Below are 16,523 nucleotides of genomic sequence, written 5' to 3'. Positions count from 1 at the left end.
GTCCGCGTCGCGGACCTAGCCGTGCCACTCTTTCTTACGGCACGGCACCGACAAACAGGTCGCCCGACTCCACTTCCGGCGCGTCTGGTTCGGAGGATTCCGGTGCCGGAACGGAGTGCGGGCGCCGCACCACGGTAGGCCCCTCCGCACCGTCAGCCAATCTGGTTATCCACAGGGCATGTGGACGACGGACCAGATGCTGTGGAGAACCCCGCCGATCCTGTGCACGGACCGGGGGACAGCACTGTGGACAAACTCATAGCACTACCACCGCGACCACCCTGACCTGCACGTTCTCCGTCCACTGATTGTGGGGGAGAAAAACTTTTGCCCTCACTTCAAGATCACCGCAAACGACGCGGGAAGGTTGGCCCCAGCGGGGAGCAAGTAAGGACCACGGGGCAATTGCATCTCTTACCTGTGGAAGATTAGATTGACCCCATGACCCAGGCCCCCGCGACCCCGAAGAACGGCCGCCGACGACACGACCGCGAGATCATCGCCCTCGCCGTCCCGGCGTTCGGCGCACTTGTCGCCGAGCCCCTGTTCGTGATGGTCGACAGCGCCGTCGTCGGCCACCTCGGCACCCCGCAGCTGGCCGGCCTCGGCATCGCCGCAGCCCTCCTGATGACGGCCGTGAGTATCTTCGTCTTCCTCGCCTACGCGACCACGGCGGCCGTCGCCCGTCGCGTGGGGGCGGGCGATCTGCCCGCCGCCATCCGTCAGGGCATGGACGGCATCTGGCTCGCCCTGCTGCTCGGTGCCGCCGTCGTCGCCCTCGCGATGCCGACGGCACCCTGGCTCGTCGACGCCTTCGGCGCCTCCGACACCGCCGCTCCGTACGCCATCACGTATCTGAGGATCTCCATCCTCGGCATCCCGGCCATGCTCGTCGTGCTCGCCGCCACCGGCGTACTGCGCGGCCTCCAGGACACCCGCACCCCGCTGTACGTCGCCATCGCCGGTTTCACGGCGAACGCCGTCCTCAACGTGACCCTCGTCTACGGCGCCGGGCTCGGCATCGCCGGATCCGCCTGGGGAACGGTGATCGCCCAGGCAGGCATGGCCGCCGCCTATCTCGTCGTGGTGATCCGCGGCGCCCGGAAGCACGGTGCGTCCCTACGCCCCGACGCGGCCGGGATCAGGGCCAGCGCGCGGGCCGGCGTACCCCTGCTGATCCGGACACTCTCCCTGCGTGCCGTCCTGATGATCGCCACCGCCGTCGCCGCCCGGCTCGGGGATGTCGACATCGCCGCGCACCAGATCATCCTCTCCCTCTGGAGCCTGACCGCCTTCGCGCTCGACGCCATCGCCATCGCGGGCCAGGCGATCATCGGCCGATATCTCGGGGCGGACGACGAGAAGGGCGCACGCGAGGCCTGCCACCGCATGGTCGAGTGGGGTATCGGCTGCGGCGTCGTGCTCGGCGTCCTCATCGTGCTCGCGCGGCCTCTGTTCATCCCGCTCTTCACGAGCGACCCCTCGGTGAAGAACACCCTGCTTCCCGCGCTCCTGGTCGTGGCGGTCTCACAGCCGATCGCCGGCGTGGTCTTCGTCCTGGACGGCGTCCTGATGGGAGCCGGTGACGGGCGCTATCTCGCCTGGGCGATGCTGGTGACGCTCGCCGTCTTCGCTCCCGTAGCACTCCTGGTGCCCTCACTCGGCGGCGGGCTCACCGCGCTCTGGTGGGCGATGACCCTGATGATGGCCGTCCGCCTGATCACGCTCTGGCTGCGCACCCGGTCGGGCCGGTGGATCGTGACCGGAGCTACCCGGTGACCGGAGCTACCCCGTGATCAGCTCGATCCGCCGCCTGTTCCGAGGGGGCTGTTTCACGTGAAACAGCGCCCTGGTTTCACGTGAAACACCGCGCCTCCGGCACAACGGATCCGGACAACAGCGAAGGGCCGCACCCATCGGGTGCGGCCCTTCAGTGGCTCTGCTGAGCTCTGCCCTTAGGCAGCAACGACCTCGACGCCGAGCTTCGCTGCAACCTCGGGGTGCAGACGGACGGACACCTGGTGTCCGCCGAGCGTCTTGATCGGCGAGCCGAGCTCGACGCGACGCTTGTCGACGTCCGGACCACCGGCGGCCTTGATCGCCGAAGCGACGTCAGCCGGGGTGACCGAGCCGAAGAGACGGCCGGCGTCGCCGGAGCGAACAGCCAGACGGACCTTCACGGCCTCGAGCTTGGCCTTGATCTCGTTGGCCTGCTCGATCGTCGCGATCTCGTGGATCTTGCGGGCGCGGCGGATCTGCGCCACGTCCTTCTCGCCGCCCTTGGTCCAGCGGATGGCGAAGCCACGCGGAACCAGGTAGTTACGGGCGTACCCGTCCTTGACGTCGACGACGTCGCCGGCGGTGCCGAGGCCGGAGACCTCGTGGGTGAGGATGATCTTCATGCTGTTGTCACCCTTCCCTTATCGCGCGGTGGACGTGTAGGGCAGCAGCGCCATCTCACGGCTGTTCTTGACAGCCGTGGCGACGTCACGCTGGTGCTGCGTGCAGTTGCCGGTGACGCGGCGGGCACGGATCTTGCCGCGGTCGGAAATGAACTTCCGCAGCATGTTCGTGTCCTTGTAGTCCACGTACTGGGTCTTGTCCTTGCAGAACGCGCAGACCTTCTTCTTAGGCTTGCGCACAGGCGGCTTCGCCATGGTGTTTCTCCTGTGTGATCAAGAAGTGGGGGTACGAGCAGCCCTAGAAGGGAGGCTCGTCCGAGTAGCCGCCGCCGGAGGAGCCGCCGGAACCGCCGGAGCTTCCGCCCCAGCCGCCTCCGCCGCCCTGCTGTCCCCCGCCCTGGCCGCCGGCCGGGGAGCCGGTCGCCCACGGGTCGTCGGCGGGTGCACCGCCGCCGCCCTGCTGGCCGCCGCCACCGGGACCGCCGCCCCAGTTGCCGCCGCCCTGCTGGCCGCCGCCGTATCCACCCTGGCCGCCCTGACCACCGCGACCGGTGGTCTTGGTGACCTTGGCCGTGGCGTTCTTGAGGCTGGGGCCGACTTCCTCGACGTCCAGCTCGTAGACCGTGCGCTTGACGCCCTCACGGTCCTCGTAGGACCGCTGCTTCAGCCGGCCCTGCACGACGACGCGCATGCCTCGCTGGAGCGACTCCGCGACGTTCTCCGCCGCCTGACGCCAGACCGAGCAGGTGAGGAACAGGCCTTCGCCGTCCTTCCACTCATTGGTCTGCCGGTCGAAGATGCGGGGAGTGGACGCGACACGGAACTTCGCGACCGCCGCACCGGACGGGGTGAAGCGCAGCTCGGGGTCGTCGACGAGATTGCCGACGACCGTGATGACGGTCTCGCCTGCCATGGGTGAACCTCTCGGCGGGGATTGCTTCTGGCTGCTTGCTGCTACTCGGACCCGAAAACCGCTGAGCTAGATGCTCAGTGGACTTCGGGACGGAGGACCTTGGTCCGGAGGACCGACTCGTTCAGGTTCATCTGGCGGTCGAGCTCCTTGACGACCGCAGGCTCGGCCTGCAGGTCGATGACCGAGTAGATGCCCTCGGGCTTCTTCTTGATCTCGTAGGCGAGCCGACGACGGCCCCAGGTGTCGACCTTCTCCACCTTTCCGTTGCCCTCACGGACGACGGAGAGGAAGTTCTCGATCAGCGGGGAGACTGCTCGCTCCTCGAGATCGGGGTCGAGGATGACCATCACCTCGTAGTGACGCATGTGGAACCCACCTCCTTTGGACTCAGCGGCCACGGTCGTTCCGTGGCAGGAGGGTCGTGATGCGTGATGCAACGGCGTCTCCGAGGAGAACACCCGGCACTGACAATCCGCTCCCGAACGATCCCGTGGAGGGGGTTCGGGGAGAGACTCGCCGTGGTGGCCTGGGCAGACACCGGTGCAGACCGTACAGAGTACCCGTAGACCGGCTTCCGGTTGAAATCAGGAGCTCAGAGGGCACAATCGAGACAGATGCGGTGTGAGAGGCGCTACACCCGCCGCAGCGGCAGAGGCGCCGGATCCACCCGCCCCACCTGTCCGGCCAGGAGGTACTCCATGGCACAGACCATCCGCCCCGCAACCGGTTCGCTCTTCGCGACGGACGGCAAGCCGCACCCGCTCCAGGACACCCTGCTCGCCGTGACCCTGGTCCTGGGCGCCCTCGCCTTCGTGACGGCGATGTTCCACCACCTCCACCTGATCAGCTCGTGGGCCGGGCTGGTCGGCATCCTGACCGGTGGATACGGCATGTACGTCTCCAGGACCACCGGCGAACGGTTCGGCCTGATCATCGGGCTCGGCGCCTCCGCCGTCGGCTTCTTCCTCGGCATGGCCCACGGCGGTCTCTTCGGCGGCGTGATCACCTGACCGGAGCACCGGCCGGAACGCGGGCCGGTGCGGGTGCCCGGGCACTCGCACCGGCCCGCGTCGCGTTCGGTCCCCCCGGGGCCAGGCCGGGCGCCCCTCGGTCACAGTAGGCTTCGGCGCGAGAGCCGGAGCCCCTGACCGATGGGGACACACCTGCCGAGGAGCGCCCCGCATGAGCCTGACCCTGAGGACCATCAGCCGAGAGCAGCATCTGGCGTACATCCAGAGCCTGCCTTCGGCCAGTCACTGCCAGGTCCCGGCGTGGGCGGACGTGAAGACCGAATGGCGCTCGGAGAACCTGGGCTGGTTCGACCGGGACGGCCAGATCGTCGGCGCGGGCCTCGTCCTGTACCGCCAGCTGCCCAAGATCAAGCGCTACCTGGCGTACCTCCCCGAGGGCCCGGTCATCAACTGGTACGCGCCGAACCTGGACGACTGGCTCCAGCCGATGCTCGCCCACCTCAAGCAGCAGGGCGCCTTCTCCGTGAAGATGGGCCCGCCGGTCGTCATCCGCCGCTGGGACTCCGCGGCCATCAAGTCCGGCATCCAGGACCCGGACGTGAAGCGCCTGCGCGACGTAGAGGCCACGCACATCGAGCCGCGCGCCTTCGAGGTCGCGGACCGGCTGCGGAAGATGGGCTGGCAGCAGGGCGAGGACGGCGGCGCCGGATTCGGTGACGTACAGCCCCGCTACGTCTTCCAGGTGCCGCTGGCCAACCGTTCCCTGGAAGACGTCCTCAAGGGCTTCAACCAGCTGTGGCGGCGCAACATCAAGAAGGCCGACAAGGCCGGCGTCGAGGTCGTCCAGGGCGGCTACGAGGACCTGGCCGAGTGGCAGCGGCTGTACGAGATCACCGCCGTGCGCGACCACTTCCGTCCTCGCCCGCTGTCGTACTTCCAGCGCATGTGGACCGTCCTCAACTCCGAGGACCCCAACCGGATGCGGCTCTACTTCGCCCGGCACAACGGCGTGAACCTCTCCGCGGCCACAATGCTCGTCGTCGGCGGACACGTCTGGTACTCCTACGGCGCCTCCGACAACATCGGGCGCGAGGTCCGGCCGTCGAACGCGATGCAGTGGCGCATGCTGCGCGACAGCTACGCGATGGGCGCGACCGTCTACGACCTGCGCGGCATCAGCGACTCGCTGGACGAGACCGACCACCTCTTCGGCCTGATCCAGTTCAAGGTCGGCACCGGCGGCGAGGCCGTCGAGTACGTCGGCGAGTGGGACTTCCCGCTCAACAAGCTGCTCCACAAGGCGCTCGACATCTATATGTCGCGCCGCTGACCGGCTTCAATATCCCTCGCGGCACCACCCGTTCGTTCCCTGATTCACCGCAGCCACCAGAAAGGTTCCGGGCCGGCCATGGCGCTCTCCCTCTACGTCGACACCGCGCGCTGGCGGGCGCACCAGAAGTCCGTGATCGACCAGTTCCCCGGTCTCGTCCCCGTCTGCAAGGGCAACGGCTACGGCTTCGGCCATGAGCGCCTCGCCGACGAGACGATCCGCTTCGGTTCCGACACCCTCGCCGTCGGAACGACCTACGAAGCGGCCCGGATCAAGGACTGGTTCAGCGGGGACCTGCTCGTCCTGACCCCGTTCCGGCGGGGCGAGGAGCCCGTACCGCTGCCGGACCGCGTCATCCGGTCCGTCTCCTCCGTCGACGGGGTGCACGCCCTGGTGGGCGCCCGGGTCGTCATCGAGTGCATGAGCTCGATGAAGCGCCACGGCGTCAAGGAGGAGGAGCTGGGGCAGCTGCACGCGGCGATCGAGGACGTACGGCTCGAAGGCTTCGCGCTGCACCTGCCGCTGGACCGCACCGACGGCTCCGACGCCGTCGAGGAGGTCATCGGCTGGATGGACCGGCTGCGTGCGGCCCGGCTGCCGCTGCACACCATGTTCGTCAGCCATCTGCGCGCCGAGGAGCTGGCCCGGCTCCAGCAGCAGTTCCCGCAGACCCGCTTCCGCGCCCGGATCGGCACCCGGCTCTGGCTCGGCGACCACGAGGCCACCGAGTACCGGGGGGCCGTCCTGGACGTCACCCCCGTCGTCAAGGGCGACCGGTTCGGCTACCGCCAGCAGAAGGCCGCCTCCGACGGCTGGCTGGTCGTCGTGGCCGGCGGTACGTCCCACGGGGTCGGCCTGGAGGCGCCCAAGGCGCTGCACGGCGTGATGCCGAGGGCCAAGGGCGTCGCCCGCGCCGGCCTGGCCACGGTCAACCGCAACCTGTCGCCGTTCGTCTGGGCGGGCAAGCAGCGGTGGTTCGCCGAGCCGCCGCACATGCAGGTGTCGATCCTGTTCGTCCCCTCGGACGCCCAGGAGCCGCGGGTCGGCGACGAACTGGTCGCCCACCTGCGCCACACGACCACCCAGTACGACCGGCTCGTCGACCGCTGAGCCGCGGAGCCACCCCTTCCGAGAAGCCCCAGGCTCAGCCGTTCCGGGTGGGCGTGGCGCCCCACTCCACCCGAGGCCCGTCCGTCCGAGCCGCGTGCCCGGACGTACGGGCCTCGGGTGCGAGCACGAAGGTGTCAGGAGCCCCGTCGAGCACGCCGCCCGACGGGTCGTCCGACCCGTCCGCGCGCACCGGGTCCTTGGCCGGCACCAGGATGTCGCGGACGACCAGCGCGCACAGGTACAGCGTGCCCAGCAGGTGCAGGGCGATCGCGACCTGGTAGCCCTCCTGCGGCAGCCCCTGGTGCTTGTCCCCGCCGCTGGTGTAGGCGAGGTAGAACCAGATCCCGAGGAAGTACATGACCTCGCAGGCCTGCCAGATGAGGAAGTCGCGCCAGCGCGGCCGGGCCAGGACGGCCAGCGGGATCAGCCAGAGCACGTACTGCGGTGAGTAGACCTTGTTCGTCAGGATGAACGCGGCCACCACCAGGAAGGCGAGCTGGGCGAAGCGCGGCCTGCGGGCTGCGGAGAGCGCCAGACCGGCGATGCCCGCGCAGAAGACGACCATGAGGACGACCGAGGCGGTGTTGACCGTCTCGACGTCGATGGGCTTGCCGGTGCGCTGCGTGATGATCAGCCAGAACGAACCGAAGTCGATCGGCCTCTCCTGGCTGAACGTGTAGAACTTCCGCCACCCCTCGGGGGCGAAGATCATCACCGGCAGGTTCACCACCAGCCAGGCCGCGCCCGCGCCCAGCAGCGCCGTCCCGAACTCGCGCCACCGGCCCGCCCGCCAGCAGAGCACCAGGAGCGGGCCGAGCAACAGGACGGGGTAGAGCTTGGCGGCCGTGGCAAGGCCGATGAGGATGCCGAAGGCGAGCACCCGGCCCCGGGACCACATGAGCATCGCCGCGGCCGTCAGGGCGACGGCCAGCAGGTCCCAGTTGATGGTCGCGGTGAGGACGAAGGCGGGTGCCAGCGCGACCATCAGACCGTCCCAGGGGCGGCGCCGCTGGGTGCGGACGGTGCACACGGCGATGACCACCGCGCAGATCATCAGCATGCCCGCGTTGACCATCCAGTACATCTGCTCGCGCTGCTGGATGGGGTCGCTGTCGGGCGTCAGCGTCAGCCAGGCCGCCACCTGCATGAACACCCCGGTCAGCACGGGGTACTCCAGGTACTGCATATCGCCGCTCAGCCGGTCGAAGTACGGCACGAGGCCGTCGGCGAACCCGCGTCCCAGAAAGAGGTGCGGAATGTCGGAGTAGCAGGCGTGCGTGTACTGCGAGGTGGCGCCGCGGAACCAGGCCCACTCGTAGCAGGGGATCTTCTGCACCATGCCGAGGGCGAACATCCCGATCATGACCAGCGCGACGACGCGTACGGGCGTGAGCGGACCGTCGCCCAGCCGCGCCCAGCGCCCCACCCGGCCACCGAACAGCTCGCTGCCGGCCGCCGCGACCTCGTCCTGATCGGTGGGCCGCACGACGGGCGGTTCCTGGTGCACGCTCGTGTCTTCTGCGCTGGGGCTTGGCATGCCGCACATCCTGCCGTACGGGGCTGTGTCCCGGGGCAAGGACCGCCCGGGGGACACGGGAGGAGACCGCCGGGCCTGGAACGCGGCGAGGGCCGCCGTACCAGGTGGGTATGGCGGCCCTCGCCGCTGTGCCGGGCCGGCCCGTGAGGGGCACGGCCGGCGGTCCGGCTATCCGGAGTTGCCCCAGATGGAGCCGGTGTTGCCCTGGTTGCCGTTGGCTCCCTGGACTCCGCCGTTGTCACTGCCGTCGGTCGTTCCGGTGTTGTCGCCGCCACCGTCCGCTCCGGTGTTGTCGCCGCCGCCGTCCGCGCCACCGTTCTGGCCGCCGCCGTCAGCCCCCGCGTTCGCCCCGCCGTCGGCCGCCTGGCAGTTCGGGTCGAAGATGCCGCAGGTCTTGGTCGGCGTCGGGGTCGGGCTCGGGGTGGTCTGGGTCGGCGTCGGGGTCGGGGTCGGCTCCTCGGAGGGCTCCTCCGACGGCGTGGGGCTGGGGGTCGGGCTGGGGCTGACCGCACCGCCGCCCCACACGACCTCGCCCGGGTCCTGCGGCTCGGGGAAGGAGATGACCTTCTTGCCCTTCATCGCCCCGGTCATGTAGTCGTGCCAGATGGAGGCCGGGAACGAGGCTCCGTGGATCTTCTTCTCGCCACCCGTCCCGAACATTTTCTCGAATTCGCGCGCCTTGTTCGTCTCGTCGTCGTCGAGCCGGAACATGCTGATGGCGGTCGAGATCTGCGGGGTGTACCCGACGAACCAGGCGGACCGGTTGCCGTCCGTCGTACCGGTCTTGCCCGCGGCCTCACGGCCCTCCAGGCGTGCGGGAGTGCCTGTCCCGTTCTCCACGACGTTCTTCAGGACGTCCGTGACGTTGTCGGCGATCATCGGGCTGAAGGCACGCTTGGGCTTCTTCTTGTGCTGGAAGACGACCACGCCCTCCTGCTTCACCTCGGTCACCGAGTAGGTGTCGTTCTGCTGACCGCTCGTGGCGAAGGTCGCGTAGGCCCCGGCCATGCGGATGGCGCTGGGCGACGAGGTACCGATGGAGAACGAGGGAACGGTCGCGTTCGCCATGAACTTGTCGTCCTTGAGACCGGCGGCGACGGCGACGTCCTTGACCTTGTCCGTACCGACATCCATGCCGAGCTGCACGAACGGGGAGTTGGCGGACTTCTCCATGGCCGTCCGCAGGTCGATCTCGCCGTAGTCGTAGTCGCCGTCGTTGACCTGACGCCATTCGTTGTCGTCCGGGTCCAGCCAGATCTTGCCCGTGTAGTCCCTGATCCGCAGGCGGTTGTCGCCGTTGTAGATGCTCTTCGGCGAGACCTGGGTGCGCTGGGACTCGCTCTGTTCCGGGGAACCGGCGGGGTCCCTCACCCCGTACTGCATGGCCGCCGCCAGCACGAAGGGCTTCCACGTCGAACCGACCTGGGCGCCGGTGGCGTCGGCGTTGTTCGTGAAGTGCGTGGTGGCGTCCTGGCCGCCGTACGTGGCGATGATGGCGCCGGTCTTCGCGTCCACGGACGCCCCGCCGAACTCGACGTGCGTGTCCGTCTCCGGACGCTCCTTGGGCCGGATCTTGGCCTTGTAGACCTTCGTCACCGCTGCTTCGAGCTGCTCCACCCGCTTCTTCTGGAAGGTGGTGTGGATCTCGAAGCCGCCCAGATCGAGCTCCTTGGCGGTGATGCCCTTGTCGTTGTTGGCGAGGAAGTAGTTCTTGGCGAGATCCACCAGGTAGCCGGTCTGGCCGCCCAGCTTGGCGTCCTGCTTCGGCGGCAGCGGCATCGGGAACTTCGTGTACTTGGCGCGCTCCGCCGCCGTCATCCGCTTGTCCTCGACCTGCTCGTCGAGGATCCACTTCCACCGTTCCTTGGCGCGCTCGGTGTTCTTCGCCGCGGTCGCGTTGGCCTTGTCGATGTGCGTGGCGCCGGCGGGGTCGTAATAGCTCGCACCCTTGAGCAGGGTGGCCAGGAAGGCGCACTCGCTGGCGTTCAGCTCGCTGGCGTCCTTGTTGTAGTACGTGCGGGCGGCTGCCTGCAGACCGGAGGCCCCACGTCCGTAGTAGGAGACGTTGAGGTACCCCGCCATCACGTCTTCCTTCTCCTCCTCACTGGCCACCTTGAGCGTGATGAAGAGCTCCTGGAACTTCCGCTTGAGGGTCTGGTCCTGGGAGAGCATCGAGTTCTTCACGTACTGCTGCGTGATGGTTGAACCGCCCTGGGTCTCTCCACCGGTGGCCATGTTGAACAGGGCACGGCCGATGCCCATCGGGTCGATGCCGTTGTCCGTCTCGAAGCTCTTGTTCTCGGCGGAGATCACGGCGTTGCGCATCGCCTCCGGAATCTGCTCGTACTTGAGGATCTGGCGGTTGACCGCACCACCGGTCGCGACCATCTGGGTACCGTCGGCCCAGTAGTAGACGTTGTTCTGAGCCTGGGCCGTTTCGTTGACCTTCGGCTTGGACACCAAGGCGTACGAGATGCCCCCCACACCCATCAGCAGTGCGAGGAACCCCAGACAGAGCCCCGAGACCAGCTTCCACGAGGGCACCCAGCGACGGAACCCGTACTTCCCGTAGCGCGGGTAGTCGATCATCCGCTTCTTCCCGGGGCCACCGTTGTCGCGCCCCCGGCCCCCCGGGCCGTCGGAACCCCCGCCGCCACCGCGCCGGCGGCCGCCACCGCCACCCGCTCCGTGGCCTCCCGCTTCGGCGCCCCGGCGCCGGCCGCCGCGCTGTGCCGCTCGGCGGGCCTCGGCGCGGCTGCCGTACGGGCGTTCCTCGCCGTACGACTCGGACGCCGATTCGGAAGGTGATACGGAAGTGGCCCTGCGTGATGGGGCTGCTCGGCGTCCTGTCGACTGCTGGGCGGCTCGTCTGGCCGCGGCACGCCCGCCACCCTGTGGCTGCGACGTTTTGCGACGGTGCTCGCTCATGGAACGACTACTCCTCGGGCAGGCGAGAGCGCCTGGAAGCGGCAGTTGAGATCCGGTCCCCCCGAATTACGGACAAGCCACTGCGGAAGGCTCACCCGCAGTGCATCCGGCAGTCCGCGATGACTGACGCGCGTCAGCGCTGCGCGGTTCCCGGTGGTCTGCATGCCGCACAGACTACGCACGGTCAAAACCCGCCTAGGGCCGAACTTCACCCCAAACAACGCAAGTCGAACCCTGGGAATTGTCGATGTGACGCCGCTCACGAAGGTCACCCTTGTCGAACAGGACGGGCCGATCTATCGTGCTGATGTATCGAGTCGATACATCAGCACGGCATAAGTACACCGGTGGCTTCCGGTGGACCGTGCCGACCGAAGCAGCGGGAGAAGGAGGAGGCACCGGTGAGCCGACGCTCCGGCATCCTCGAGTTCGCCGTTCTCGGCCTGCTCCGCGAATCGCCGATGCACGGCTATGAGCTGCGCAAACGCCTCAACACCTCGCTGGGGATCTTCCGTGCTTTCAGCTACGGGACCCTCTACCCCTGCCTCAAGACGCTGGTCGCCAGCGGCTGGTTGATCGAGGAGCCCGCCGGTGGCCCGGCGGACACCGCGCCGGTCACCGGACGCACGACCGCTCCCTCCTCCTCGCTGACAGGACGCCGGGCGAAGATCGTCTACCGGTTGACGGCGGAAGGTAAGGAGCACTTCGAGGAGCTGCTGTCGCACACCGGTCCGGACGCCTGGGAGGACGAGCATTTCGCAGCGCGCTTCGCCTTCTTCGGCCAGACCGAACGCGATGTGCGGATGCGGGTGCTCGAAGGCCGGCGCAGCCGGCTGGAGGAGCGCCTGGAGAAAATGCGTGCCTCTCTCGCCCGCACCCGTGAACGACTCGACGACTACACACTTGAGCTGCAGCGGCACGGCATGGAGTCCGTGGAGCGCGAAGTGCGCTGGCTGAACGAGCTCATCGAGAGCGAGCGGTCGGGACGGGATCGGCGACGATCCTCGCCCGAGGGCTCTGCTCAGCAGGACACACCTGGAGAGACGGGCGGCCTGCCCCGGCACCGGGACAACACCCCGCCGGATCCGTCCGACGACACCGCCAAGTGAAGTCATCGCACTCCGCGGCGACTTCATCGGAAACACCGATTACACAGGGAGCAACCGGAATGGGTTCGGTTCGCGTAGCCATCGTAGGCGTGGGCAACTGCGCCGCCTCGCTGGTGCAGGGCGTCGAGTACTACAAGGACGCCGATCCGGCCGGCAAGGTGCCCGGCCTGATGCACGTCCAGTTCGGCGACTACCACGTCAGCGACGTCGAGTTCGTCGCCGCCTTCGACGTCGACGCGAAGAAGGTCGGCCTCGACCTCGCGGACGCCATCGGCGCCAGCGAGAACAACACCATCAAGATCGCGGACGTGCCGAACACGGGCGTGACCGTGCAGCGCGGCCACACCCACGACGGTCTCGGCAAGTACTACCGCGAGACGATCGAGGAGTCCACGGACGCCCCGGTCGACGTCGTCCAGGTCCTCAAGGACAAGCAGGTCGACGTTCTCGTCTGCTACCTGCCCGTCGGTTCCGAGGTCGCCGCGAAGTTCTACGCGCAGTGCGCCATCGACGCCAAGGTCGCCTTCGTCAACGCTCTCCCGGTCTTCATCGCCGGCACCAAGGAGTGGGCGGACAAGTTCACCGAGGCCGGTGTCCCGATCGTCGGCGACGACATCAAGTCCCAGGTGGGCGCCACCATCACGCACCGCGTGATGGCGAAGCTCTTCGAGGACCGCGGTGTCATCCTGGACCGCACCATGCAGCTGAACGTCGGCGGCAACATGGACTTCAAGAACATGCTCGAGCGTGAGCGCCTGGAGTCCAAGAAGATCTCGAAGACGCAGGCCGTCACCTCGCAGATCCGTGACCGCGAGCTCGGCGAGGGCAACGTCCACATCGGCCCCTCGGACTACGTGGCCTGGCTGGACGACCGCAAGTGGGCGTACGTCCGCCTCGAGGGCCGCGCCTTCGGCGACGTTCCGCTGAACCTGGAGTACAAGCTCGAGGTGTGGGACTCCCCGAACTCGGCCGGTGTCATCATCGACGCCGTCCGTGCGGCGAAGATCGCCAAGGACCGCGGCATCGGCGGCCCCATCCTCTCCGCGAGCAGCTACTTCATGAAGTCGCCGCCCGTGCAGTACTTCGACGACGAGGCCCGCGAGAGCGTCGAGAAGTTCATCAAGGGCGAGACGGAGCGCTGAACCGGCCTTCTCGGCTGACAGCGCCACCGAAGCACTGACCGCTTCACCGAAGCGCCGGCCGCTTCACCGGGAGCACTGAGCGGAGACGCTCATCTCTTCCTGCCGCACGTCGGGGGTCCCCGGGCAATCCGCCCGCGGACCCCCGACGTGTGTGACGCTTGCTCCCATGTCTGTCGCGCGTGATCTGCGCACCCTGCTGCGCCTGCGGAACTTCCGCCGCCTGCTCACCGTGCGGCTGCTGTCCCAGTCCGCCGACGGCGTATACCAGGTCGCCCTCGCCGCTTACGTCGTCTTCTCCCCGGAGAAGCAGACGTCGGCCGCCGCCATCGCCTCCGCCATGGCCGTGCTCCTTCTGCCCTACTCCCTGATCGGGCCCTTCGCAGGGGTTCTGCTGGACCGCTGGCCCCGGCGTCAGGTCTTCCTCTACGGGAACCTCCTGAGGGCCGCCCTGGCCTGCTCCACAGCCCTGCTCATTCTCGCCTCGGTACCCGACTGGCTCTTCTACGCCTCGGCTCTCTGCGTCACCGCCGTCAACCGCTTCGTGCTGGCCGGTCTCTCCGCAGCCCTGCCCCGGGTGGTCGACACCGACCGCCTCGTCGTGGCCAACTCCCTCTCCCCGACCGCCGGCACCCTGGCGGCCACCGCGGGAGGCGGCCTCGCCTTCCTCGTGCGGCTGGTCGCCGACGAGTCCGACGCGGCGGTCGTCCTGCTGGGGGCGATGCTCTATCTGCTCTCCGCGCTGGCCTCTCTGAGCCTCCCCCGGGCGCTGCTGGGGCCGGACATCGACGAGAGCCCGATGCGGCTGCGGGCAGCTCTCGCCGTCACCGCCCGTGGGCTCGTCGCCGGACTGCGCCATCTGGCCCAGCGGAGCCATGCGGCCAAGGCCCTGGCCGCCATGACCGTGATCCGCTTCTGCTACGGCGCGCTCACCGTGATGGTGCTCATGCTGTGCCGTTACGCCTGGTCCGACACGGAGTCCGACGGGCTGGCCCTGCTCGGCCTGGCGGTCGCGGTGTCCGGCGCGGGATTCTTCATCGCCGCCGTTCTCACCCCCTGGGCGGTGGGCCGGCTCGGCCGCTACGGATGGATCGTGGGCTGCGCCGGGGCGGCGGCGGTCCTGGTACCCGCGCTGGGTCTCTCCTTCGCTCCCGTTCCGATGCTGATCGCCGCGTTCGTGCTCGGCGTCGTGACACAGGGATCGAAGATCGCGACCGACACCGTCGTACAGACCACGGTCGACGATTCCTTCCGTGGCAGGGTCTTCTCGCTCTACGACGTGCTCTTCAACGTCGCGTTCGTGAGCGCGGCGGGGGTGGCGGCGTTGATGCTCCCGCCGGACGGCAGATCGGTCACCGTCGTGGCCGTCGTTGCGGCGCTGTACGCGATGGTCGCGGTGACGATGTTCCGCTGGCGGAGCACCGCTGCCTACCGGTAGCCGGTCATGGATGTGTCGAGGGGCGTTGTTTCACGTGAAACAACGCCCCTCGACACATCCAGTCGGCGATGTTTCACGTGAAACATCGCCCGTTCCGACTCAGTCCTGCCTCGCCCACCACTCCTTGAGCGCCGCCACCGCGGCGTCCCGCTCCATGGGCCCGTGCTCCAGACGCTGTTCCAGCAGGAAGCCGTACGCCTTGCCGATCACCGGCCCCGGCCCGACCCCGAGGATCTGCATGATCTCGTTGCCGTCCAGATCGGGGCGGATCGAGTCCAGCTCCTCCTGCTCCTGCAACAGAGCGATGCGCTCCTCCAGCGCGTCGTAGGTACGGGAGAGTGCGTTGGCCTTCCGCTTGTTCCGGGTCGTGCAGTCCGACCGGGTCAGCTTGTGAAGCCGCTCCAGCAGCGGCCCGGCGTCGCGCACATACCGGCGCACCGCGGAGTCGGTCCACTCGCCGTCGCCGTACCCGTGGAAGCGCAGGTGCAGCTCCACCAGTCTCGACACGTCCTTGACCAGCTCGTTGGAGTACTTGAGCTCGGTCATGCGCTTCTTCGTCATCTTCGCGCCCACCACCTCGTGGTGGTGGAAGGAGACTCGTCCGTCCTTCTCGAAGCGGCGGGTCCGCGGCTTGCCGATGTCATGGAGGAGCGCGGCGAGGCGCAGGACGAGGTCGGGGCCGTCCTCCTCCAGGTCGATGGCCTGCTCCAGAACGGTCAGCGAGTGCTCGTAGACGTCCTTGTGGCGGTGATGCTCGTCACTCTCCAGCCGCAGCGCGGGAAGCTCGGGCAGCACATGGGCGGCCAGCCCGGTGTCGACCAGGAGTCCCAGGCCCTTGCGTGGGTGCTGGGAGAGCAGGAGCTTGTTGAGTTCGTCGCGGACCCGCTCGGCGGAGACGATATCGATCCGCGCGGCCATCTCCGTCATGGCGGTGACGACCTCGGGGGCGACCTCGAAGTCGAGCTGCGCGGCAAAGCGGGCCGCGCGCAGCATGCGCAGCGGGTCGTCGGAGAAGGACGCCTCGGGCGTGCCCGGAGTGCGCAGCACCCGGTCGGCGAGATCCTTCAGCCCTCCGTACGGATCGACGAACTCCTTCTCCGGCAGCGCGACGGCCATCGCGTTGACCGTGAAGTCACGGCGCACGAGGTCGTCCTCGATGGAGTCGCCGTAGGAGACCTCCGGCTTGCGCGAGGTCCGGTCGTAGGCCTCGGACCGGTAGGTCGTGACCTCGATCTGGTAGCCGTCCTTCTGGGAGCCGACGGTGCCGAAGGCGATCCCGACCTCCCACACCGAGTCGGCCCAGGGGCGGACGATCTTGAGCACGTCCTCGGGGCGGGCATCGGTGGTGAAGTCCAGGTCGTTCCCGAGCCTGCCCAGCAGAGCGTCGCGGACCGATCCGCCGACCAGCGCGAGGCTGAACCCCGCATCCTGGAATCGGCGGGCGAGGTCGTCGGCGACCGGGGACACCCGCAGCAGCTCACTCACCGCGCGGTGCTGCACCTGGCTCAGTGCACTGGCGTTCTCTTCGTTGGCGTTCGGCACAACAGAAAAGGGTACGTGCACGGGCCCGCCGCGACGTCATCGTTTACGGCGGCCCTGCGGGATACCCGCGATCATGTGCGACGGACCCCAGCACTTCGGCCCGC

Annotated in this window: 14 protein-coding genes; 7 read left to right on the top strand and 7 right to left on the bottom strand. The window is 68.4% G+C overall.

The features are described 5' to 3' along the window. Positions 1-441: 441 nt before the first annotated feature. Positions 442-1,779 (top strand): MATE family efflux transporter, encoded by a 1,338-nt coding sequence (locus tag IE140_RS11455; protein ID WP_150195065.1) that lies wholly within the window; start codon positions 442-444, stop codon positions 1,777-1,779. A gap of 176 nt (positions 1,780-1,955) precedes the next feature. Here IE140_RS11455 and rplI read toward each other — a convergent pair whose 3' ends face one another. The 4 genes from rplI to rpsF all read right to left on the bottom strand — a co-directional run bounded on the left by rplI (position 1,956) and on the right by rpsF (position 3,680). Continuing rightward, a complete protein-coding gene (rplI, locus tag IE140_RS11450; protein ID WP_032764603.1) occupies positions 1,956-2,402 on the bottom strand; it encodes a 50S ribosomal protein L9 in 447 nt (148 codons plus the stop codon). Positions 2,403-2,420: 18 nt separating this feature from the next. Beyond that, the gene (rpsR, locus tag IE140_RS11445) at positions 2,421-2,657 is read right to left on the bottom strand and encodes a 30S ribosomal protein S18 (protein ID WP_003967857.1); all 237 of its coding nucleotides are present in this window, start codon (positions 2,655-2,657) and stop codon (positions 2,421-2,423) included. A 43-nt stretch (positions 2,658-2,700) separates the two neighbouring features. Next, on the bottom strand, positions 2,701-3,315 hold the full coding sequence (locus IE140_RS11440; protein ID WP_006126012.1) for a single-stranded DNA-binding protein: 615 nt from the start codon (positions 3,313-3,315) through the stop codon (positions 2,701-2,703). Between the two features lie 74 nt (positions 3,316-3,389). Next, positions 3,390-3,680 carry a 30S ribosomal protein S6 gene (gene rpsF, locus IE140_RS11435; RefSeq protein WP_006126011.1) on the bottom strand — a complete coding sequence of 97 codons (291 nt, stop codon included), beginning with the start codon at positions 3,678-3,680 and terminating at the stop codon, positions 3,390-3,392. A 333-nt stretch (positions 3,681-4,013) separates the two neighbouring features. Between rpsF and IE140_RS11430 the strand changes: the two genes are divergently transcribed. The 3 genes from IE140_RS11430 to IE140_RS11420 all read left to right on the top strand — a co-directional run bounded on the left by IE140_RS11430 (position 4,014) and on the right by IE140_RS11420 (position 6,726). Then, the gene (locus IE140_RS11430; protein WP_006126010.1) at positions 4,014-4,325 is read left to right on the top strand and encodes a hypothetical protein; all 312 of its coding nucleotides are present in this window, start codon (positions 4,014-4,016) and stop codon (positions 4,323-4,325) included. 172 nt (positions 4,326-4,497) lie between these two features. Next, positions 4,498-5,616, top strand: a complete 1,119-nt coding sequence (locus IE140_RS11425; protein WP_006126009.1) for a lipid II:glycine glycyltransferase FemX — start codon at positions 4,498-4,500, stop codon at positions 5,614-5,616. Positions 5,617-5,694: 78 nt separating this feature from the next. Next, positions 5,695-6,726, top strand: a complete 1,032-nt coding sequence (locus IE140_RS11420; protein ID WP_003967862.1) for an alanine racemase — start codon at positions 5,695-5,697, stop codon at positions 6,724-6,726. 34 nt (positions 6,727-6,760) lie between these two features. Here the strand turns inward: IE140_RS11420 and IE140_RS11415 are convergent, their stop codons facing one another. Both IE140_RS11415 and IE140_RS11410 read right to left on the bottom strand, forming a co-directional pair. Next, a complete protein-coding gene (locus IE140_RS11415; RefSeq protein WP_167533488.1) occupies positions 6,761-8,272 on the bottom strand; it encodes a glycosyltransferase family 87 protein in 1,512 nt (503 codons plus the stop codon). 159 nt (positions 8,273-8,431) lie between these two features. Further along, positions 8,432-10,852, bottom strand: a complete 2,421-nt coding sequence (locus IE140_RS11410; RefSeq protein ID WP_150195067.1) for a transglycosylase domain-containing protein — start codon at positions 10,850-10,852, stop codon at positions 8,432-8,434. Between the two features lie 740 nt (positions 10,853-11,592). Here IE140_RS11410 and IE140_RS11405 point away from each other — a divergent pair. The 3 genes from IE140_RS11405 (at position 11,593) to IE140_RS11395 (ending at position 14,877) form a co-directional block, all read left to right on the top strand. After that, complete coding sequence (locus tag IE140_RS11405) at positions 11,593-12,300, top strand: PadR family transcriptional regulator (protein ID WP_093444240.1); 708 nt, start codon at positions 11,593-11,595, stop codon at positions 12,298-12,300. A gap of 59 nt (positions 12,301-12,359) precedes the next feature. Next, positions 12,360-13,442 (top strand): inositol-3-phosphate synthase, encoded by a 1,083-nt coding sequence (locus IE140_RS11400; RefSeq protein ID WP_150195069.1) that lies wholly within the window; start codon positions 12,360-12,362, stop codon positions 13,440-13,442. A 166-nt stretch (positions 13,443-13,608) separates the two neighbouring features. Beyond that, the gene (locus tag IE140_RS11395; protein WP_150195071.1) at positions 13,609-14,877 is read left to right on the top strand and encodes an MFS transporter; all 1,269 of its coding nucleotides are present in this window, start codon (positions 13,609-13,611) and stop codon (positions 14,875-14,877) included. A 99-nt stretch (positions 14,878-14,976) separates the two neighbouring features. Here IE140_RS11395 and IE140_RS11390 read toward each other — a convergent pair whose 3' ends face one another. Then, complete coding sequence (locus IE140_RS11390) at positions 14,977-16,419, bottom strand: CCA tRNA nucleotidyltransferase (protein ID WP_150195073.1); 1,443 nt, start codon at positions 16,417-16,419, stop codon at positions 14,977-14,979. Positions 16,420-16,523 lie beyond the last annotated feature (104 nt).

Origin of the sequence: Streptomyces parvus (assembly GCF_014648875.1) — a bacterium.
In the GTDB taxonomy this organism is placed as follows: domain Bacteria; phylum Actinomycetota; class Actinomycetes; order Streptomycetales; family Streptomycetaceae; genus Streptomyces; species Streptomyces parvus.
This window is presented reverse-complemented; position numbering and strand designations above follow the sequence as displayed.

Excerpts from the sequence above, each read along its gene's own strand:
- IE140_RS11455 (WP_150195065.1), top strand. The coding sequence starts at position 442 with ATGACCCAGGCCCCCGCGACCCCGAAGAACGGCCGCCGACGACACGAC.
- rplI (WP_032764603.1), bottom strand. The coding sequence starts at position 2,402 with ATGAAGATCATCCTCACCCACGAGGTCTCCGGCCTCGGCACCGCCGGC.
- rpsR (WP_003967857.1), bottom strand. The coding sequence starts at position 2,657 with ATGGCGAAGCCGCCTGTGCGCAAGCCTAAGAAGAAGGTCTGCGCGTTC.
- IE140_RS11440 (WP_006126012.1), bottom strand. The coding sequence starts at position 3,315 with ATGGCAGGCGAGACCGTCATCACGGTCGTCGGCAATCTCGTCGACGAC.
- rpsF (WP_006126011.1), bottom strand. The coding sequence starts at position 3,680 with ATGCGTCACTACGAGGTGATGGTCATCCTCGACCCCGATCTCGAGGAG.
- IE140_RS11430 (WP_006126010.1), top strand. The coding sequence starts at position 4,014 with ATGGCACAGACCATCCGCCCCGCAACCGGTTCGCTCTTCGCGACGGAC.
- IE140_RS11425 (WP_006126009.1), top strand. The coding sequence starts at position 4,498 with ATGAGCCTGACCCTGAGGACCATCAGCCGAGAGCAGCATCTGGCGTAC.
- IE140_RS11420 (WP_003967862.1), top strand. The coding sequence starts at position 5,695 with ATGGCGCTCTCCCTCTACGTCGACACCGCGCGCTGGCGGGCGCACCAG.
- IE140_RS11415 (WP_167533488.1), bottom strand. The coding sequence starts at position 8,272 with ATGTGCGGCATGCCAAGCCCCAGCGCAGAAGACACGAGCGTGCACCAG.
- IE140_RS11410 (WP_150195067.1), bottom strand. The coding sequence starts at position 10,852 with ATGATCGACTACCCGCGCTACGGGAAGTACGGGTTCCGTCGCTGGGTG.
- IE140_RS11400 (WP_150195069.1), top strand. The coding sequence starts at position 12,360 with ATGGGTTCGGTTCGCGTAGCCATCGTAGGCGTGGGCAACTGCGCCGCC.
- IE140_RS11395 (WP_150195071.1), top strand. The coding sequence starts at position 13,609 with ATGTCTGTCGCGCGTGATCTGCGCACCCTGCTGCGCCTGCGGAACTTC.